Source organism: Candidatus Syntrophosphaera thermopropionivorans (genome assembly GCF_004353895.1).
Classification (GTDB): domain Bacteria; phylum Cloacimonadota; class Cloacimonadia; order Cloacimonadales; family Cloacimonadaceae; genus Syntrophosphaera; species Syntrophosphaera thermopropionivorans.
Genome location: NZ_SMOG01000013.1, coordinates 20,030 through 40,801 on the forward strand (window position 1 = coordinate 20,030; position 20,772 = coordinate 40,801).

Annotated in this window: 19 protein-coding genes and 2 rRNA genes; 10 read left to right on the forward strand and 11 right to left on the reverse strand. The window is 36.5% G+C overall.

Going from position 1 to position 20,772, the window contains the following annotated elements; translation table 11 throughout:
• Positions 1-4 precede the first annotated feature (4 nt).
• The 3 genes from E0946_RS04790 to serC form a co-directional block, all read right to left on the reverse strand.
• Positions 5-406 (reverse strand): ExbD/TolR family protein, encoded by a 402-nt coding sequence (locus tag E0946_RS04790; protein WP_133201329.1) that lies wholly within the window; start codon positions 404-406, stop codon positions 5-7.
• 4 nt (positions 407-410) lie between these two features.
• Positions 411-1,034, reverse strand: coding sequence for a MotA/TolQ/ExbB proton channel family protein (locus E0946_RS04795; protein WP_243713756.1), 624 nt, complete (start codon positions 1,032-1,034; stop codon positions 411-413).
• An 81-nt stretch (positions 1,035-1,115) separates the two neighbouring features.
• Positions 1,116-2,201 (reverse strand): 3-phosphoserine/phosphohydroxythreonine transaminase, encoded by a 1,086-nt coding sequence (gene serC, locus E0946_RS04800; protein WP_133201330.1) that lies wholly within the window; start codon positions 2,199-2,201, stop codon positions 1,116-1,118.
• A gap of 143 nt (positions 2,202-2,344) precedes the next feature.
• Here serC and E0946_RS04805 point away from each other — a divergent pair, with 143 nt between their 5' ends.
• From E0946_RS04805 to gltX, 4 genes are read left to right on the forward strand one after another with little or no spacing between them, the layout of a single operon-like run.
• Complete coding sequence (locus E0946_RS04805; protein ID WP_133201331.1) at positions 2,345-2,950, forward strand: Maf family protein; 606 nt, start codon at positions 2,345-2,347, stop codon at positions 2,948-2,950.
• A 4-nt stretch (positions 2,951-2,954) separates the two neighbouring features.
• Positions 2,955-4,424, forward strand: coding sequence for an amidohydrolase (locus tag E0946_RS04810; protein WP_133201332.1), 1,470 nt, complete (start codon positions 2,955-2,957; stop codon positions 4,422-4,424).
• Positions 4,411-5,019, forward strand: coding sequence for a hypothetical protein (locus E0946_RS04815; RefSeq protein ID WP_133201333.1), 609 nt, complete (start codon positions 4,411-4,413; stop codon positions 5,017-5,019). The genes E0946_RS04810 and E0946_RS04815 overlap by 14 nt, the downstream gene beginning before the upstream one ends.
• Before the next feature lie 21 nt (positions 5,020-5,040).
• Entirely contained in the window at positions 5,041-6,468 is a 1,428-nt protein-coding gene (gene gltX, locus E0946_RS04820) for a glutamate--tRNA ligase (RefSeq protein ID WP_133201334.1), read from the forward strand.
• A 19-nt stretch (positions 6,469-6,487) separates the two neighbouring features.
• Here gltX and E0946_RS04825 read toward each other — a convergent pair whose 3' ends face one another.
• The 5 genes from E0946_RS04825 to hydE all read right to left on the reverse strand — a co-directional run bounded on the left by E0946_RS04825 (position 6,488) and on the right by hydE (position 10,429).
• Complete coding sequence (locus E0946_RS04825; RefSeq protein WP_133201335.1) at positions 6,488-7,771, reverse strand: Ig-like domain-containing domain; 1,284 nt, start codon at positions 7,769-7,771, stop codon at positions 6,488-6,490.
• Complete coding sequence (locus E0946_RS04830; RefSeq protein WP_133201336.1) at positions 7,768-8,406, reverse strand: riboflavin synthase; 639 nt, start codon at positions 8,404-8,406, stop codon at positions 7,768-7,770. The genes E0946_RS04825 and E0946_RS04830 overlap by 4 nt, the downstream gene beginning before the upstream one ends.
• Positions 8,378-8,974 (reverse strand): recombination mediator RecR, encoded by a 597-nt coding sequence (gene recR / locus E0946_RS04835; RefSeq protein ID WP_133201337.1) that lies wholly within the window; start codon positions 8,972-8,974, stop codon positions 8,378-8,380. The genes E0946_RS04830 and recR overlap by 29 nt, the downstream gene beginning before the upstream one ends.
• Positions 8,975-9,286 (reverse strand): YbaB/EbfC family nucleoid-associated protein, encoded by a 312-nt coding sequence (locus E0946_RS04840; protein ID WP_133201338.1) that lies wholly within the window; start codon positions 9,284-9,286, stop codon positions 8,975-8,977.
• 78 nt (positions 9,287-9,364) lie between these two features.
• On the reverse strand, positions 9,365-10,429 hold the full coding sequence (gene hydE, locus E0946_RS04845) for a [FeFe] hydrogenase H-cluster radical SAM maturase HydE (protein ID WP_133201339.1): 1,065 nt from the start codon (positions 10,427-10,429) through the stop codon (positions 9,365-9,367).
• Positions 10,430-10,640: 211 nt separating this feature from the next.
• Between hydE and E0946_RS04850 the strand changes: the two genes are divergently transcribed.
• The 6 genes from E0946_RS04850 (at position 10,641) to hcp (ending at position 19,673) form a co-directional block, all read left to right on the forward strand.
• Complete coding sequence (locus E0946_RS04850; RefSeq protein WP_133201340.1) at positions 10,641-12,008, forward strand: aminopeptidase; 1,368 nt, start codon at positions 10,641-10,643, stop codon at positions 12,006-12,008.
• Positions 12,009-12,021: 13 nt separating this feature from the next.
• Complete coding sequence (locus tag E0946_RS04855; RefSeq protein WP_133201341.1) at positions 12,022-15,288, forward strand: T9SS-dependent choice-of-anchor J family protein; 3,267 nt, start codon at positions 12,022-12,024, stop codon at positions 15,286-15,288.
• A 20-nt stretch (positions 15,289-15,308) separates the two neighbouring features.
• Positions 15,309-16,964: a choice-of-anchor J domain-containing protein gene (locus tag E0946_RS04860; RefSeq protein WP_133201342.1), complete on the forward strand. Its 1,656-nt coding sequence runs from the start codon at positions 15,309-15,311 to the stop codon at positions 16,962-16,964.
• Between the two features lie 124 nt (positions 16,965-17,088).
• Entirely contained in the window at positions 17,089-17,673 is a 585-nt protein-coding gene (locus E0946_RS04865; protein ID WP_133201343.1) for a TetR/AcrR family transcriptional regulator, read from the forward strand.
• A gap of 11 nt (positions 17,674-17,684) precedes the next feature.
• Positions 17,685-18,002 (forward strand): cupin domain-containing protein, encoded by a 318-nt coding sequence (locus E0946_RS04870; protein WP_133201344.1) that lies wholly within the window; start codon positions 17,685-17,687, stop codon positions 18,000-18,002.
• Positions 18,003-18,029: 27 nt separating this feature from the next.
• On the forward strand, positions 18,030-19,673 hold the full coding sequence (gene hcp / locus E0946_RS04875; RefSeq protein ID WP_133201345.1) for a hydroxylamine reductase: 1,644 nt from the start codon (positions 18,030-18,032) through the stop codon (positions 19,671-19,673).
• Positions 19,674-19,768: 95 nt separating this feature from the next.
• On the opposite strand, the gene E0946_RS04880 is transcribed toward hcp, so the two are convergent.
• The 3 genes from E0946_RS04880 to E0946_RS04890 form a co-directional block, all read right to left on the reverse strand.
• Positions 19,769-20,065 carry an LVIVD repeat-containing protein gene (locus E0946_RS04880; RefSeq protein WP_133201346.1) on the reverse strand — a complete coding sequence of 99 codons (297 nt, stop codon included), beginning with the start codon at positions 20,063-20,065 and terminating at the stop codon, positions 19,769-19,771.
• Between the two features lie 352 nt (positions 20,066-20,417).
• A 5S ribosomal RNA gene (gene rrf / locus E0946_RS04885) occupies positions 20,418-20,534 on the reverse strand.
• Positions 20,535-20,632: 98 nt separating this feature from the next.
• Positions 20,633-20,772 (reverse strand): 23S ribosomal RNA (locus E0946_RS04890); the annotation flags it as partial.

The window sequence follows — 20,772 nt, forward strand, 5'->3', positions numbered from 1 at the left end:
TATATTATTCCTTAATCGGTTCAGTACCTACGAATATTCTTTCAAAGCCCACACCACGGATTATATCCATTATCGTAATCACATCCTGAAGAGGTGTGGAACGGTCTGCAGAAAGACGCACTACTTGGTCTTTACTTCTGAATTCCTTTTGTAAGGCGGGACCAAGATTTTCCAAGCTATATTCTGTACCTTGAAACACAATAGTTTTATTGGGAAGATATTGAATTTGGAGCACTTGATGCACTTGTCGTTCTTGTGATACGGAAGCTGGAAGTTTTAATGGTAAACCAGTCTGAGCGGTAAAATTTGATGCCAGAACCATAAAGATAAGTAGCAAGAACATCATATCCGTCATAGAAACCAGAGTGGTGCTGCTAATTTTCTTTTTGGAAATTTCCAGTCGCATAATATTAAGCCTTTTCCAGCATTTTACGATATCTTATTTCGTGTTCCATAACTTCGTGCTGCATATCTTTTGCCAGGTCATCCAATTTTTGTACTAAATTATTATAGAAAATAATAGACGGTATCCCCACTACTAAACCACCAACTGTAGTTAATAAAGCAACCCAGATACCTCCAGCCAAAGTACTTATATCCACCGTATTTTGTCCCTGTCCCTGGATATTCATAAAAACCTGAACCATACCAATCACTGTCCCTAAGAATCCGACTAAAGGAGCAATAGTGGAAAGAGTAGAAAGCCAGTCCATTCCTTTTTCCAGATTATGAAGTTCCCGATTACCTACAGCTTCCATACTTTCCTGAATCAGTTTAATATCATCAGTATCAGCATTGTAAAGCTTGTCCAGCATTAATCCAAGAGGACTGCTCTGTCCATGTATTCTCAGAATAGCTCTAATATTTTCCGGTTTATCTTGTTGAGCCAGATAAAAAGATAGTTTTTCATTAGCCTTTCTCACTTTATGAATCTGATAGTATTTTTCAATTACAATAGCAATAATAACAACGGAAATAGCCACCAGTACATACATCAGAAATCCGCCACGCATTATGAAATCCAGTAAAGACATATAGTTATTTCCTCTCATGGGAAAGGCGGGAGAGAGAATCTCCCGCCTTCTTTATTGTTTGATTATAAATTATAGTGATTTTCAACCGTGTTGCCGTTGAAATTCTTTCATAAATTCGCTTAATGTTTTTGCCGCTTTAAGAGGTAAGCTGTTATAACAACTGGCACGGCATCCGCCCACATCTCTATGACCTTTTAAGCCTATCATTCCATTCTTCTTGGCTTCGGAAACAAACAGTTCTTCCAATTCTTCACTGGGAAGACGGAAAGTGATATTCATTAAAGAACGGTCTTCTTTATCCACAGTTCCACGATAGAAACCATTAGATTCATCTATGGTATCATAAATGTATCCGGCTTTCAACTTATTATTTTCAGCTATTTTCTTCAGACCGCCAAAGTTCTCAATCCACTTCAACACTAACCCAACCATATAAATGATGAAACAGGCAGGAGTATTATAAAGTGAACCATTTTTTGCATGGATGTTATAATCCAGCATAGTTGGTAAACCAGGAATTGCTTTCTCTAAAAGACTCTTTTTGATAATAACGACAACTGTACCAGCAGGACCGACATTCTTCTGAGCACCAGCATAGACAAGAGAATATTTCTGGATATCAATGGGTTTACTCATAAAGTTAGATGACATATCAGCAATCAAAGGAATGTCCTCTGGAATATCTGGATCAAATTTCCATTCAGTGCCAAAGATAGTGTTATTCGTGGTAATATGCAGATAAGAAGGATTATCAGAAAGTTGCCAGGACCGAGGAATATAGGCAAAATTTCTGTCTTCACTGCTGGCAGCAATATGAACCGCCTTACCAATCTTTTTGGCTTCTGCAATTGCTTTCTTAGACCATTGTCCAGTATTGATGTAGTTTGCTTCTTTCCCTTCCACTGCAAAATTCAAAGGCACCATTAGAAATTGGAGACTGGCACCTCCTTGCAGGAAAAGGACCTCATAGTCATCACCCAAGCCATAAATCCGTTTCACTCTGGCATAGGCATCGTCTATAATGGCTTGAAATTCCTTACTACGATGACTCATTTCCATTACAGAAAGTCCCATACCTTTGTAATTGAATAAATCAGCTTGAGCTTCCAGCAATACTTCTTCTGGAAGCACTGCTGGTCCTGCGTTGAAGTTATACACGCGTTCCATTTTTATTCCTCCTGGAATATTTATTGTTTACTAAAAACTAGGATTTCTAATACTGCTTTTTCAGGCAAGGATTTTTTTAACTTTTAAAGGATTTTAATTGACTTATTTCGCTATATTGCTATCCGGGATTCAAGGTATAATCTATGATACACAACTTATTGAACGATAAAAAAGTGGTTTTAGCCTCCAGTAGTCCCAGAAGATTAGAATTGTTTAAAATGATAGGACTGCAACCTCTGGTTATCCCAGCTAAAGTTGAAGAAACTATAAATGGTGAAAAGCCATATATACAAGTGATGCATAATGCAAAAAACAAAGCTTCCACCATTGCTGCTTTAATAGATAGTGAAACTGTTGTAGTAGGAGCAGATACTATCGTAGTTCTGGAAAATAAAATTTTAGGTAAACCAGAAAATGTGATGCAAGCAAAAGAATTCCTGACTCTGCTTTCTGGAAAAACGCATAAGGTCTACACAGGGGTATGCATATGCTGGAAAACCCTTCAAGCAATTAATTATGAAAGGAGTCTGGTAGAATTCTCTCCCCTAACCGAAACTGATATTGATGCTTATATTGCCACGGGTGAACCTATGGATAAAGCTGGAGCTTATGGTATTCAAGGTTTTGGTTCACAATTTATTAAGCGAATAACAGGATGTTACTATAATGTTATGGGTTTTCCTATTAATTTATTTTACCGTATGTTATCTTCTATATTTGAAAGTAATAATATAGATAATCCTGGTTAATTATATGATATACCTTTATAATGCACACATTTATCATAATGCTAAATTTGATGCACAATTATCGGGTTTACTGATAGATAAAGATAGAATAGTAAAGTTATGCTTTAATAATGATAAAGTAAATCCTGATTGGGAAAAGATTAACCTGAATGGAGCTTATGTCTATCCCGGTTTTATTGATGCCCATACTCATTGTTTTTCTGGAGGGTTATATCTTTCTGGTATAGACCTTTCTGAATGCACATCTATAAAAGAGGTTTTAGAACATATATCTAATTCTCTAAAAAATAATCAACAATATATCTTTGCTTGGCGATTTGATGAAGAAAAGATAGCAGAAAAAAGATTTCCTACTAGGCAAGAGCTGAATTCTGTCTGTCCAGACCGTCCTTTACTATTGCGTAGAATTGATGGTCATTCCTGCGTTTTGAATTCAAAAGCTCGGGCAATTATTCCTGGTTTAACAAGTTCCAATGAAATCCTGATTGCTGAAGATAATGATAGAGCAGTCAACTGGTTACAGGATAATCTTTCTGAAGCAGAAATCATTGAAGCCTATAAGAATGCTGCTCAAGCTGCTTTAAAAGGTGGATTTACCACAGTTCATACTATGATTGGCGATGCTCAAATGAGTAATCAACACTATAAACTCGTGCGTGACCACCTTAATGAGTTCCCCGTAAGCTTTGAACTTTATCCTCAGAGTTTCAATATCCGTGATGCTTTAGAGCTTGGAGCAAAAAGAATTGGAGGATGCATTCTGGCGGATGGTTCTATTGGTTCTCACACTGCAGCTATGACTTTACCCTATAAGGATAAAAATACCCGGGGCATTTTATATCATAATGATGAATTCTGGCAGGAATTTGTTGCTCAAGCTCATAAGAAACATTTGCAAGTGGCAGTTCATTGTATCGGTGATGCGGCAATTCATCAAATCAATTCTGCTTATGCCACTCAAGATAGAGAAGAGGTTAAAGAATTACGAGATGAACTGATTCACTGTGAAGTTACTCCTGATAGTTTAATTCAAGAGATAGCAAAAAGTGGAGCAGTAGCTGTAATGCAACCCGCTTTTGATTTACTTTGGGGTGGAAATTCGGGATTATATTCCGAAAGATTAGGTGAAAGATACAAAATAATGAACCGGTTTCAATCACTTTCCAGACAAGGTATATCCATTTGCAGTTCCAGCGATTGGTATGTGACAGATATGAATATTGCGATGTCGCTTTATGCTCTTATCCATCATCATAATCCTCAAGAAAAGTTAGAACCTATAGAAGCTATAAAGAGTTACACCGAAAATAACTCCTGGTTGAATCATACAGAAGACAATCTGGGAATCATTGAAGAGGGTTTTATTGCAGATTTAAGCGTTATGGACACGGATTTCACGAAACTATTTGATTGGAACAAAGTGCGGACTTTATTAATAATAAAAGATGGAAATATCGTTTATGATGATCGTTAAACCAGATTTTACTTTGGATGAGATAAGCGATATTATCCTTCAGGAAATTAAGTTACATCCACGATGCCATTACCTTGATGTGTTCAAATTACTTTATCAAGCCTTTTATGGTCCCTCTCATATTGAACCTCAGCGAGACACTATTATCTATAATTTGAAGCGAGAACTTAATGATATGAAGTGGAAAACAGATGTTCCCTATCAAGATATTGGCGTAGGAAAAGGATTTATTCGTCTTAATCTGATATCTATAATAAGCTTGCCAGATGAGGACCTAAAACAAAATTCAATGTTGTTAAATAAAAAGATACCAACCGAGTATTTAAAAGATTCTGAAGATAAAATCAAGATTCTTGCAGATTGTATATTGCAATCCCGCTTTGAAAATGGGATTAATTGGAATGATTGGATTGAGACCTGGGAAAATTGTATGCCTCTGGTAAAATCCATTATTCCTGCAACCCCAGAAGAAGAAATGATGATAGAAGATTGTTTATCTAAAAAGATTATGCCCACCCATTCTGAAGAATATCGTCAATGGTATGACCCTCATTATAGAGTTATCCATCATTCTCTCTTAAGGTTTATATTTTAATAAAAGTTTGGAGTTAAAATTATGGTTCGTGTTCGCTTTGCCCCCAGTCCAACCGGTTATTTACATATAGGAGGTCTTCGTACCGCCTTATATAACTATCTATTTGCTCGTCACACAGGTGGAACTTTTATCCTGAGAATTGAAGATACTGATAGAACAAGGATAGTTCCAGATGCCATGGAAAACCTTATCCATACCTTACAGAAACTTGATATAACTTTTGATGAAGGTCCTATCATTGGAGGGAACTATGGTCCTTATATTCAAAGTGAAAGATTGGATTTATACAAGAAGGAAGCACAAAAACTTCTGGATGCAGGTTTTGCTTATCGGTGTTTTTGCACTCCTGAAACCTTAGCCCAAATGAGAGCAGAACAACAGGCTAAAGGTGAATTTGTTAAATATGACCGTCGTTGTCTAAATCTCACCCCGGCAGAGATTGAAGCTAAATTAGCTAAAGGAGAACCTTATGTTCTGCGCTTAAAAATGCCTGAAACAAGGACTTTTCGCTTTAATGATATTATCCGAGGAGAAGTTGAAATGGATTCTGCTCAGTCAGATGACCAAGTTCTTATCAAATCTGACGGTTATCCCACCTATCATTTAGCCTCGGTGGTAGATGACCATTATATGGATATATCATATGTGATAAGAGGAGAAGAATGGCTTTCCAGTATGCCAAAACATCTATGGTTATATGAATGTTTTGGTTGGACTCCCCCTCAATGGGTGCATCTTCCATTAATTCTTAATCCAGACCGTACAAAGTTGAGTAAGAGGATGAATGATGTAGCTGTAGAAGATTACCTGGAAAGAGGATATCTAAAAGAAGCAATAATCAATTTTGTTGCTTTACTCGGATGGCATAGTGCTGATAATCGTGAAATATTCAGTCTGGAGGAACTTTGTCAGGAATTCACTCTGGAAAGAGTTAATAAATCCGGTGCTATCTTTGACTTGAACAAGCTTAACTGGATGAATGGTTGGTATCTTCGTAATCTTCCTCTGGATACCATAGTGGAACGGTCAAAGCCATACTTTGAAAAAGAGCATCTCGCTATTCCCGATTCTGATAAACTTACTAAAATAGTTGCTACTGCAAGGGAAAGATGCACTTTACTTTCGGACCTAGTTCAATATTCTAAAATGTTCCTCTGTCCTCAACAACTAAGCACAGAATCTTTGGATTTTCTTAAAAAAGAAGATTCTCGGAAAGTGCTGTCCTGGTTTCAAAGTCACCTTCCTTCTGGAGGAGATATTGATGCTGAACAGCTAAACCAGCTTGTTCAACAAGGAATAAAGGATTTAGGCTTTAAAGGTAAAGCTTTTTATAAACCTCTCTATCTGGCACTACTACATCAAGATCACGGACCTGAACTTCCCGCTATATTTTCCATACTTGGTCTAAAAGAAGTTCACCACCGAATACAGGAAGTGCTTGAACTCTAACTTTACGGTTCTTTCGTCTTTAGTCTTGATATATAAGTGGTAGAAAGTTAAGATTAAAACTTTCCGGCATACTATTTCCGCTGATATCCGTTGCAGAAATAGTCAAGACATAAGACCTATAATTTTGAAGAGGTTTTTGGGGCTTAAAACGATAAATCCTACTATCTGACTGCAGGACCTCAAGAGGGATTTCTGTTTTTGTTTCAGAAGCTCTTAAAGAGGCTTTTACGGAAGCTCGGGGAATAACTTCAGAAAAACAAACTTCCAGAATGGGCTCTAATGATTTTACAGAAGTTCCATTACGAGGTGAGCTATATACTACCTGAGGTGGTTGCGTATCCATAATCGTAGAAGAGCGAAATTCCGACTTAATCACTGGAGTTACATTTCCTTTCTTATCTTCTACTCCATATAGTTCCAAGGTGTAAGCAAAAGCATCCTGAGAAGCTGTGAGCAAAGTAAGTTTATCTTCTTCCAGATAAGAAAGCAAGACAGGTAATTCTTCCTTATTATCCAGACGATTGATTTTGATTGAACGGTAACTTTTTATTGCTTCCGTAAAAGTAATTTCAATTTCTCTTTTATGTTGTGAGGTCACGAGTTTAATATTAGGTTTGGTGGTATCAGCATAAGCTAAAAAGAGATTTAAATTAGTAGGATGCTCTACCCTAACGGGTTGCTCAAAATAAGGTTCCTGAGTAAAATCATAGCGTCCATTCAAGTTCTTGTCTATATAGGCACGAAGGATATAATGAGCAGGATTGAGTGGTTCTATGGCATAAGAAGGACCTCTTGCCACCTGAGATAGGACTAAAAGAGAATCTTCTGATAGTAAACTCATCTGAACCGGTAAAGAATTGTCTCCTGGATGTTCATAATCTATGGTTCCCGATAAACGAAGCTGGTTGAGCTTGCCACTGGCAAAGACCAGAGTTTGATTCTCATCCGGTGAATTACCTCGTATATCTTTTAGCCTGGTACTAATAATTACATAATAATTTGTATTGGGTAGTAGATTTTCATTTATCTGGATGATAACAGAGTTTTTATCAACGGTAATTTTCTTATTCATCACGGGTGGATAGATATATACAGAATGCGGAATTGAGGTTTTATCCAGAGGTTTTGAAAAGTTAATTTCAATCCGTCCCTCAGATATATTACCAAATTGAGGTGGTAAAGATGATATAACAACCGGTTTTGACAGATCTTCAGGACCACCAGTAGGACTTTTTTTACTACCGCAGGAAGCCAGGAAAATGACCAGGCAAAGAATTATGCTTAATTTAAAGATTTTTTTCATAGTTTGTTCTTAAAACCAGAGCTATGGTAAAGATTCTGGATATACTTACCTATGATATCATACTCCAGATTTACATTTGCACCTGGAGAAAGATAACGTAAGTTAGTGGTATCTAAAGTATAACTAATGAGAGCAACCGTAAATGAGCTGGAATTTAGCTCTGCTACAGTTAAACTGACTCCATTTAGGGCAACTGAACCCTGCTTAACCACAAGTTCACGGTCTCTGGAATCTAAAGAAAATCTTAAATAAGTGGTGGCAGAAACAGTTTTTTTCTCTAAAAGTGTGGTGGTTCTATCTATATGTCCAAGCACTAAATGACCATCCAGATGGTCTTCCAATTTCAATGCTCTTTCCAGGTTCAGGATAGTTCCCTTATTCCAATTTCCAGCGGTAGTCTTTTGCACCGTTTCCTGCATAATTTCTACATTAAAGGAATCCGTATTCAATTGAGTGACAGTTAAGCAAATCCCATCACAAGCTATGCTGGAACCTTTTTTTAAATCATTAAATGATTTCGGAAGTTCTATGGTTATTGCTTTTAGCCCAGAACTGTTCAGGGTTCGCATCACGCGAGAGGTAGTTTCAACAATACCAGTAAACATATTAAACCGGATAACGCCTTTTCCAGGCATTGGAAAGAGTTAACATACTGCTGTATTCCAAATCTCCCCCAAAAGGAAGCCCTGTAGAAAGACGGGTCACTTTGATATCTTTATCTTTTAACAATTCACAGAGATAATGAATAGTGGCTTCACCTTCGGGAGAAGGTTTTAAAGCCAGAATAACTTCTTGAGGATGAAAACGCTCTATAGCTTGGAGAAATTGGGCTGAATGTATCTGCTCTGGACCATAACCATCAATAGGAGAAAGTAAATGTCCCAGAACAAAATAACGCCCCTTATATTCATTCATATTTTCTATTATCTGAATATCAGCAGAGGACTCTACCACACAGAGCAAAGAATCCGTCCTTTCGGAAGAAGTGCAAAAAGGACAGGGATCACTTTCTGAAAGCATATTACATAGAGAACAGGTGGTAATGTTTTCTACCGTCTGCTTAATAATTTCAGCTAATTCCAAGCCAAAAGACTTATCTTGACTGACCAGATACCATGCCATTCTTTGAGCAGTCTTTTTTCCTATTCCAGGGAAACGGGTTAATGCCTGGATTAATTTTTCTAAAGCAGGTGATATAATCATTTAAAAGATACCGGGAATCTTCATCCCTCCAGTTAATTTACCCATAATTTCATCTAAGGCTTCAGAGACCTGTTTATGTGCTTCCTGCAAAGCCGAAAGGATAAGGTCTTCCAGCATTTCCACATCATCTGGATCTACTGCTTCCGGATTAATCTTTATGGATTTGACCTCATACTTTCCATTCATTTCCAATTTTATCATTCCCCCACCGGTAGTAACTTCAAAAATCTTTCCTTCCAGCTCTTCCTGGGATTTCATCATTTCTTTTTGCATATTTTGCATCTGTTTCATAATTTGATTCATATTCTGCATAGCTTCTTCCTTCTAATAAATAGATAATATGATATACTAAAGAGGATAAGGGCTTTTTTCGTCAAGGGATATCTAATTTTATAGATTCTCAGAAGGTGTATTTTTTTTATTTTTAAAATGAGGTGAATCGCCCCATTCATCATATCCAATGCTCTCCCCTATGGAATAAATACTTTCTTCCAGAGCTTTTCTAATTGCTAATGCATTCTCATTCAAACCAGGTTTCCCTTCATAAAGCTGATAACCCTCTCGGAAACGTGTATCCGTTATATTGGGCATTAAAACATTCGCACCTGCCAGAAGTCCCAGTTCTCTACCTTTTGGATGTAATGCTTGTAAAGCTGTAGTTGATGCAATATTGACATCTTTAAGGGCAATGCGTGTAGCAGCTATCATTTTCAAAGCTTGCTCCAATGCCTCCTCTGGATGGAAAGTTGACAATAAATAAGCCAAAGGAGTTTGATGATGAGGAATAAAAGGACCCATTCCAATCATATCTATATCTTCATCATAAAAAAAGAGAATATCATCCGCTAAATCTTCCACAGTTTGATTGGGAAGGCCTATCATTACTCCACTTCCTACCTGATAACCAATTTTCTTTAAGCTGCGGATACATTGCAATCTATTTTCAAATGAATTCTCCGCTGGATGAAGACTTTTATATAATTCTGGATTTGAGGTTTCAATACGCAAGAGATAACGATGTGCACCTGCTTCAAACCACCTAAGATAGGTCTCCTCTGATTGTTCTCCTAAAGAAAGAGTAATGCCCATTTTCCCATCCGTTAATGTCTTTATCTCCTTAATCAGTTCCTCTATATAATCTATCCAGCTCTTATCTGAACGCTCTCCTGTTTGAATAGTTAAAGAACCATAATGCTGTTCAAAACACCATCTTGCCTCTTTTAATACCTCTTCTTTATCAATATAATAGCGTTCCAGAAGATGATTATCTTTTCTAATACCGCAATAATAACAATTTCTGGTACAGATATTACTTAATTCTATCAAACCGCGTAAGTATACCTTTGTGCCGACATACTGCTTTTTCACCTCATAAGCTCTTTTATATAATGCTTCTATTTCATCTTTCTTTTTTAAAGAGAGCATTTCAATCAATTCCTGTCTATTAGGTCGCATTTTTACTCCTTAGTTTCATATAGCGTCAGGTATTTTCATTAAACAAAGATAATATAATTCTTATTAGAGTTAAAAGAAATTTTGTAAAGGGATTGTTGGGAAATTTAGAGAGCAGTTTAAGGTGAAATAATTTAAGAAAATTATAGGATTGGTCAAAAAAATCTTGACAAATATCTGGCTTTTATTTTAAGTGAAATTGTAAGGTGAAAATATGATAAAAGATATCGCAGTATTAAATCAGCACTCTCAAATTAGAGAACTTGGTTCCGAATTGAGATATAATATTTTAAGAGAGCTCATTCGTGGAGCTGCTACTTGTCAGCAACTGGCAGATATTTATGGTATTAGCAAACAAAAAGTGCACTACAACCTCAATAAACTCTTAGATGAAAAATTAATAGAGATAGTGCCTTCCAATCAAGTAAGAGCGAAAGAGGTATATTATCGTGCCACAGCAAAGAATTACATATTGGATTTTGCTATTGGTCAAAATATTAATGACCACTCTCTGAGTAAAAGGGATATAATAGATAATATTTTGACGCAAGAGTATCACATCAATCTTAATAGTATTGCGGCAAAACTTTTAGAAGACAGTCTAAAAATGAAGCCTCAGGAATCCCTTCTTATCGTAAGCGGAAGCTATAATCAACCCTTAGTAGAAAAAATATTACTGGAAGCAGGAAGAAGGAGCATCAATACTACCTGGATTTATCAGCCAACCGAGATATTAAATGCTAAATATGAAGAATATTCTTTATCTGCTTTTGATGCTGATTATAAACAATTCAATCGTCTTTTAGCCAAACATAATGTCTATCTAAATCTCAATGGCGAAGCTCGTTATATAGAACTTAATGACCCCCAAAAACAGAGGTTACGTAGCAAGCACTTTGCTCAGAGCAGAAGAATCATCCAGCAGAATAAAATTAAAATTGCTATAATGCCAGGTTTGCTTCCGAACACTTTGGAAGAGAATACCATAGAAAGTGAAATACAATTCTGGAAAGCTCTGGATATTGATTATGATAAGCTCTATCAACGGACTCACAATCTTTGTTTAGAAATGTCCAAACATAAGGCTATACAAGTTAGCAATTCGGATACAGGCTTTAGTTTTACCATTCAGAAGATTCTGGCAGAATGTGGCTCTTTTGGAGACAGTGAATTTCAGAGTCCAACAATCAATTTACCTGGAGGAGAGATTCTTCTCATTCCAGAACCTGATAGCCTAAATGGAGATATAACCGGAGATTTAGCTTATATATCAGGTAAAGTTGTAGAAAGACCCTGGATTCGTTTTGAAAATAATAAGATAGCGGAGTTTAAAGCGGAATCCAATGAGGCACTCTTGCAGGAAACTATTATTGCCGGAGGGAAGGATGGTGCTACCGTCGCCTTGGTATGTTTAGGGACTAATGAGAATGTCCATTTAACCAATATTGATTCTTCCTATAAACATAAATGTCAGGGTCTGCTCACTGTCTATTGGGGAGAGAATATATCCCTTGGTGGCAATGTAGCCGGGGAAAATGAATGGTATATTCAGATAGAAAATCCACAACTTTCTTATTTATAAAAAGAGGAATATTATGTACAAACACCTTGCCTTAATTATCGCTCTTTTGAGCATTTTCACTATCTGTCTTGGACAATGGCATATAGATGAAAACTTTGATAATATCACTACTCTTCCTGCAGGTTGGACTATTCATGATGATGGAGATGGAATGGTCTGGCGTAATCTTAATAATGCAACTCATGCCCATTCCGGAACCAGAGCAGCTTTTTGTGATAATTATTTGCCTAATCAAAATGCAGATTGGTTAATTACTCCACAGTTAAACATCGCTGAAGGTGATTCTTTGATATTTTACACTCGTTCCTGGATAAGTACGGAACAACTCAAAGTTTATGTCTCAACCACGGGAACAGCTATAAACAATTTTACCACACAGCTTGTTCATTTACAAAATATAGGAACTACCTATCAGAGAGTTTCATTAAATCTTTCAAACTGGGCAAATCAGATTATTTATATTGGTTTTCTATGGAATTGCATAAATTATGGGATTTTGATAGATGATGTTCAAATTGGGCAACCACTAATAATTCAACCTGCACTTAATTTGCCAGAAAGTTTTAGTTTTATCCAGGGTGAAACTTTGACGGTAGATTTTACTCCCTTTATAACCTGCACCGATATAAATTCTTGCACCTTGAGTGTTTCTGGCAATGTTAATATTAATGTTCAGATAAACGGGAGAATAGTTACTTTTAGTTCTCCTGATTTCACGGGTTCAGAAAATGTTACTTTCACAATGACTGATAATATCTCTGGTCTTTCCGCTTCAGATACTGTAGTAGTAGAAGTTCTTCCTGTGCCGACCATAGATCTTGGTATTATAGAAATACCATCTCCTCGTGAATTTGAATATCAGAATCATTCTTTTATTCCTGCCTTAAAAGTACAAAATTTGGGTACTGCTTCCTATTCAGGAATGCTTTCTATTTCGTGTAATATTTTAAATAGTTCAGGAACTTCTGTTTATAGTTATGATGAATTTCATCCTCTTGATTTACAACCTGGAAATAGCGTTACCATTACCCTCTCAACCTCTTGTGTTATAACTTCAGAAGGGAACTATAATGCCATCTTTAGTTTAATTTCAGAAGACGGCAATCCTGCTAATAATACACTGGAAAAATCCTTTACCGTAGTAAATAGAATCACTCAGGGTGGTCCGGACACTTTTGGTTATAGATTTATTGATAGTAATGATGAAGCAGGTCCAGAATTTAATTGGATAGATATTAGTTCTACTGGAACATCAACCATAATGTATCAGGTTCCCAGCTGGGCAGGAGATGATAACTTTAGTGAAGCTATTCCTATGGGATTTCCTTTCCCATTCTATGGTCAGCAATATAATAATATGTATGTAGATATCAATGGCGAGATATTACTTTCCGAAAGCAACTGGCAAAAACCTTATCCTAACACTGGATGGGATAGTGATGGTAATATGTTTAATTATGCGTATCCCATTCCTGGCTATAATGCAATGCCCACTTTAATTGCCGTATATTGGGATGATTTATTTGCAGAACAGGGAATAAGTGATATCTATTTTCAAACCTTTGGAGAAGCTCCGAACCGTTATACTGTAGTACAATGGAATAATCTTCGTTTTCTGGCAGGAACCGGAGGAACCCCTCAGTTAAAGTTTGAAGTCATATTCTATGAAAACGGTGATATACTAATGCAATATCACACTACTCATACAGGTCAAAGTGGCTCTAATGTCCCTCATCAAAATGGACAAAGTGCCACAGTAGCTATCCAGAATCAAGATGCAACTATAGGACTTTGCTATTTAAGAGAGATTGTGATAAATAATCAGTATCAAGGTGTGGAACCTCCCGGAAACCTGCTTCATGATAATCTTGCTATTAAGTTCTTTACTGGAATAGATGAACAACCTCCTCATTTAACTTATACGGCAGCAGGGAATACCTTCAATAGAACTCCACTCTTAAAAGTTAACGCCATAGACCTTTCTCCAATAACCTCTCTTGCTTTGCATTATGATACGGGAGAAGGATGGCAAAGTATGGAATATACGAGTCAATCCGGAACTTTATATTATTTCCAGTTACCAGAGTTGCCTCAAGGTGCGGAATTGAATTATTATTTTACTGCCACAGATTCTGAAGGTAATACCGGATCCCTTCCTGAAGATGCTCCAACGCATTTCTATAGTTTTAAAATATTACCAACTGCTGATACAGAAGTTTTGATTGCTTATTCCGGTCGTCAAGATTATCAAAGAATAGAACTTCCTGTCTATACCAATTTACTAGATAATCTCAATATTTCATATGACATCTATAATTGGGAAGAATATGATAGTTTTCGTTTCCCTCTTCAATACAAAGCTATTCTGTGTTATGCCAATGTGGGAAGTCACACTGCTATTTCAGATACTTTAAGTTTAGCTTTAATGCAATATCTGGATAGTGGGACTACTACAGAACCCAAAAATGTATTTTTTGCTTCAGATGGTTTTGCTGGTAGCACTCATGCTAATCCTAATACCAGTTTAATCAAAAAGCTTTTTAATGCTTATTTCCGTTCCTATTATGTTCCAACTGGTTCAGGTGGTGGGACTAATGGCTTAGCAGGACCTGAAGTCTTTTCCTATCAATATGGAAGTATACTTTGTTACACTTATTCCCCTATAGGAATAGTGGGAAATGAGTATCAAGTTTATGCCGATAGTCCTGACTGTATCTTCCGTTATGATAGCTGTCCAGACTGGTATGCTGCTGAAGTGCAGTATCCAGAAATCGGTGCTCAAAGTGCATTTCTGTTTGAAGATGGACCGATAGATGGTCATGCTTATCTCTATCATGGAGTTTGCGCAACCACAGTTACCTTACCTATCTATAAGGCTTTTTATTTCAGCTTTGATTTTTCGCAGGTTTATCAGGAAGCTCAAAGATATGAATTGATGTCTGATTTAATGCAGTGGTTTGGTATTAGTCCAGATGCAAATGAAGATTATAATATCCCTCAGGTAGAAACAAAAATAAACGGAAATTATCCCAATCCCTTCAATCCTGAAACAACAATCTCTTTTACTTTAGCTAAAAATGCTAAAGTCAAGTTGGATATCTATAATGTCCGAGGACAGAAGATTAAAACCTTACTAAATGATAATCTCTCTGCAGGAATTCACAACTGCATCTGGGATGGGAAAGATGATAATGGTCAAATCGTTTCCAGCGCTATGTATATAGTTCGTTTGGATGATGGCAATAAAATCAAGCAGCATAAGATGATGCTGATTAAATAAAACCTTGAGAGGTTAAGGAAATGAAAAGAAATATCTTTATCCTATTTCTACTGGTTGTCTGTGTTGCACTAAACGCAGGAGATTATTTTATTGGCTCAGGAACTACTAATCAAAATAAAGTTCCTGTCTATGGTTATAATAATTATGGATGGAGTAAGTTCTTCTATACTTCTACTGAAACTACTGGTGCGGGGATGAGTGGTACAGTTCAAATCACTGGAATAGCTTTTAAAGTCAGTAATACGATATCAAATTATACTATGGATAATCAGCAAATTTATCTGGCTCATTTTTATAGCACAAGTTATACTTCAGCCACCGCGGGTTATCCCAATAATTCTTATTATACTAATGTATATAACGGTCCTGTAACCTTCAATGGTCCTGGTTGGGTTCATATTCAATTCACCACACCTTTCAATTATGATTCCAGTTATGGATTTGAAATCTTATGGGAAAATCATGATGGAAGTAAAATTGGAGGTCCACCCAGTTTTTACCATACGGCTTTAAGCAATAGTTCTGTTTATATTCATCAGGATGCATCATTTCCAACTGGTAGTGGACAAAGGTCAAATTATCATCCTAATATCTGGATTGAGACTCCGGTTACAGATATACCCCCTGCAGCAGCTTGTGTATTTCCTCCCAATGGAAGTGATGGGCATAATGTGAATATCACCCTTCGCTGGAACAATATGGGTGGTCGTCCAGATCATTATCGTCTCTGGCTTGGCTCAAATAATCCTCCTTCAAATCTGGTTAATGGAGAGATTGTTTATGAAGAATACTATACTCCTTCAACTTATCTGGATTATGGTACTACCTATTATTGGAGAGTGGTTCCTCATAATGATTTTGGCTATGCTATAGATTGTCCCGTCTGGAGTTTTACTACGATGGCAGATCCTACTATTTACACTTTTCCCTGGTTAGAAACTTTTGATGGTACTTTTAAACCTACTGGTTGGACCGACCATTCTGGCGGATTAGTAGACCCTATTGTTTTAGGAGCTAATGGTTCAAGTCAATGGCAACAGGATGATTGGTTAAATATTACTTCAACTGATAAGGCTGCTAAAATTAATATCTGGGGTCCTATTAGTGGCTGGCTTATTTCACCTTTATTATATATAAGCGATGACCAAGTTCTAAGCTTTGATGCTGCTCTTTTGAAGTATAATCAACCTCCAACGGGAACTCCTCATGATACAACAGGTATAGATGATAGGTTTGCCGTCCTTATTGGAGATGGCTTTTCCTGGTCAACAGCTAATATCCTAAGAGAATGGAATAATGATTCTTCTCCCTTTGTGCTTAATGATATTCCAGAAAGTGGTACTCATATCAGTATTCCTTTAGCAGGTAATAGCGGAAGAAAACGCATTGCTTTCTTTGCTGGATCAACTGTCTCAAATGCTGATAATGATTTTATGATTAATAATGTAGAAGTTAAATCCTTGCTGCAGACTCCTGTAGTTACTATAACTGTGGACAATGCAACAAATCAGCTGATACTATCCTGGGAAGCTGTACCTAATGCTACAAGCTATAAAATCTATAAGTCTTCTCAGCCTTATGGAGATTATAACTATATTGATACCGTGTATTCCACTCAATATCAAACCATAGCAACTGAGGCTAAAGCTTTCTTCAAGATTATCGCTACCAATTAATAATCGTCGTTTCATAGTACATTTCACTAACCGCAGCAAGAAAATGAGCTGCGGTTTTTTCTTGCCAAAAAATCAGGTTTAAATAAATAGGTTAGTAAACATTTACTTACATCCAGGAGAAAAAATGACTGAAAGACAGGAACAGATTATTCTCACAGCTATAGCGCTTATTGCCAGAGAAGGATATAAAAATCTTACTATCAAAAAACTCGCTTCTGAACTACATCTATCAGAAGCTGCTTTATACCGTCACTTTGTTAATAAAGAAGATCTACTCTTAAGCATTATGCACTATTTTGAAGATATTTCCCGGAATGTATTACAGGAAATTCAGAAAACTAAGCTCAATCCTCTGGAGAAAGTTCACTTTTTTATTATGAACCGCTATGAGCTTTTCACTTCTAATCCAGATTTAGCACAAGTTATGTTCTCGGATGAGTTGTTCTATTATGACCCTGTCTTTTTTAAACAATTTCAAAAGATATCTATGAATCATAGAGAAGTTCTACTAAATTTTATTGAAGAAGCCCAAAAGGAAGGATTTATCCAATCAGGAATTAATTCCGAACAAATTTTCACCATTCTTATTGGTTCTATGCGGTTTCTTATCACTCAATGGAATCTTAGTGGGAGAAAGTTTGATTTAGGGAAAGAAGGCGATAGCCTTTTTCAGACCATAAAAAATCTTATTGCAGAGAAGAAAATATAAAGGAGGAAATTATGGAAAGCCGTTTCTGGAAAGATTTGCCCCTCGTAAGAGATAAGGATGGAGTTCGGGGAACTAAGATTTATTCTCAGCCTGAAGGAGAAATTGTCCATATGTATCTGGAACCAGGAGCAAAATTACCGCTTCATAACACACCTGTTAATGTAGCTTTCTACATCTTGGAAGGCAATCCAACAATCATCATTGGAGATGATGAGCAAAGTTTTGCACCCGATACTATTATTGATAGCCCAAAGAATATCCCTCATGGAATAATTAATAATAGTGATAAACCTGCCAGATTACTGGTCATTAAAATGCCTAAACCATAAACAAAATAAAGGAGTTATTATATGAGTATGTTCTGTTATCAATGTCAGGAAACATCAAGAAATCAAGGTTGCACTGTGCGTGGAGTATGCGGAAAATCTCCCGAACTGTGTCATTTAATGGACCTTTCTATTTATGCAATGAAAGGTCTGGCTTTTGTATCATCCAAGTTATTAGAGCATAACATCTATCATAGAGAAGATGCTCTCATCATTATGCAAGGTTTGTTCCGAACCATTACCAATACCAATTGGGATGAAGAGCAAATCAAGCTTTCTATTGCAAATATTATAAAGTTAAGAGATAAAAGAAAAGCTGAGCTGGACACAGTAGCAAAAGATAGGAATATAAAATATCCTGATGCTGTCCTATTTCACCTTTCTTTAGAAGAATATGAATCCTTTGGAACTCAAGTTGGAGTTCTTTCCACTGAAAATGAGGATATTCGTTCTTTACGGGAAACGATAATTTATGGTCTAAAAGGAATATCTGCTTATGGTGATCATAGTGCTATGCTTGGATATTATGATGATGACCTCAATCAATTTATTTATAAAGCTTTAGCTGCTACCATTGATGATAGTTTAAGCCCTGAGCAGTTAACTAATCTGGTCATTAAGACAGGTGAATATACTGTTAAAGTGATGGAACTTTTAGACCGTGCTAATACTGAAACTTATGGTATTCCAGAACCCACCAAGGTTAATCTTGGAGTAGGAAATCGTCCTGGAATTCTGGTAAGTGGACATGATTTGAAAGATTTGGTAGAACTATTGGAACAGAGTGAAGGAACTGGAATTGATATTTACACTCATGGTGAAATGCTTCCCGCAAACTACTATCCTGCTTTTAAAAAATACAGCCATTTACACGGAAATTATGGCTCTTCTTGGTGGCATCAACTGGATGAATTTGAAAAGTTCAATGGACCTATTCTAATGACTACAAATTGTCTGGTGCCTTTAAGAAAAGAGAACACCTATTTAAACCGTCTTTATACTACAGGTATGACAGCATATCCAGGAGCAACTCATATTCCAGATAGAGAACCAGGTAAAGCTAAAGATTTCAGTGCTATCATTGCCCAAGCAAAAAAATGCCTACCTCCCACTGAAATAGAAAAGGGAACCATTATGGGTGGTTTTAATTATAGGACTGTGCTTTCTATGGCAGATAAAATTATTGAAGCGGTTAAATCGGGAGCGATTAAAAGGTTTGTAGTTATGGCGGGATGTGATGGAAGAATGCCCAATCGTCAATATTACACGGAAGTGGCAAAGAAACTTCCTTCTGATGCCGTAATACTTACCGCTGGATGTGCCAAATATCGTTATATAAAGCTCAATTTAGGTGAAATAGACGGTATTCCGAGAGTTCTGGATGCTGGACAATGCAATGATTCCTATTCTCTTGCAGTTATAGCTCTAAAATTGAAAGAAGCTTTTAGCCTGGAAGATATAAATCAATTACCTATCGCTTTTGATATTGCCTGGTATGAACAGAAAGCGGTAGCTGTACTTCTTGCTCTTCTTTCTCTCGGATTCAAAAATATCCGCTTAGGACCAACTCTTCCAGCATTTTTATCACCTAATGTAGCAAAAGTCATCACTGATACCTTTGGTTTGCAACCTATAACCAATCCAGATGATGATGTGAAAGCTATTATGAGCTAAAATAATTGTCTCTGATTTATAAAAAGCGGGAGAAAAACTCCCGCTTTATTTATTTATATAAAAGATTACCCTTTCTCTTATTGATACTTATTAAGCTATCCATAATATCCATTACCTGTAAACAAATATCCATTCTGTATTACCATATCATCTGTCGCAAGATTCCAGCTATATCTACAAACAAAGTCAGGAGAAGCAGGATTAATTAAATCATAAAAACTTAGTTCATTCCAGTTAGTATCAGAGATTATTAATTGTTCATTGTGCACAATGCATTTTTCAATTCTGCTATTGGGATGAGGATTTATGGAATCTAAAAATACAGGAAAATAAGGATCAGAAACATCAATAATTTGTAAACCAGAAGCTCCATCTGCAATATAAACAATCATTATAAAAAATAACGATTCTGCATAACTAAGTGTATTATAACTTCCTAATTTTATCAAACAAATTTATTTATAAATATCTAAGCTTTCTCTTGGCTCTTTCCTATTACTTCAGCTAAGTAATCGTCAGTATGGAGATAAGTTAGGGTTAAGTTAGAGTAATAATCAAAATATTTACAATATATTTGATATATAGTAATTTCTTGTACTATCCTAAGCTACATAAACGCTGTAAGATATGAATGGTATTTAAATTGGGGAATCGATAAATATCAATTTTCACTTCAATAGTTTTTATCTTACTTAGAGCGCCAATTTCACTACATTTTCTTTTTATAAACCTAAGAGGCGTCAGTGATGGTGGTGCCCTACTCTTCCACACGGTTACCCGTGCAGTACCATCGGCGTAAGCGGTCTTAACTTCTGTGTTCGGGATGGGAACAGGTGTTTCCCCGCTGCTATAGCCACCATCACTGACGCCTCTCGTCAAACTTGTATCTTAGTTCTGATATCTATTATTTTTGGCATCAGGATAGTTTAGCGGTGTAAGGAGTTCACACAGAAAGATAGTAGTGAAAGTCAATTGACCGATTAGTATCACTCGGCTGAAGTGGTTACCCACCTTACACCTGTGACCTATCAAGGTGGTAGTCTACCACCGGTCTCATGGGAAATCTCATCTTGGAGTAGGCTTCCCGCTTAGATGCTTT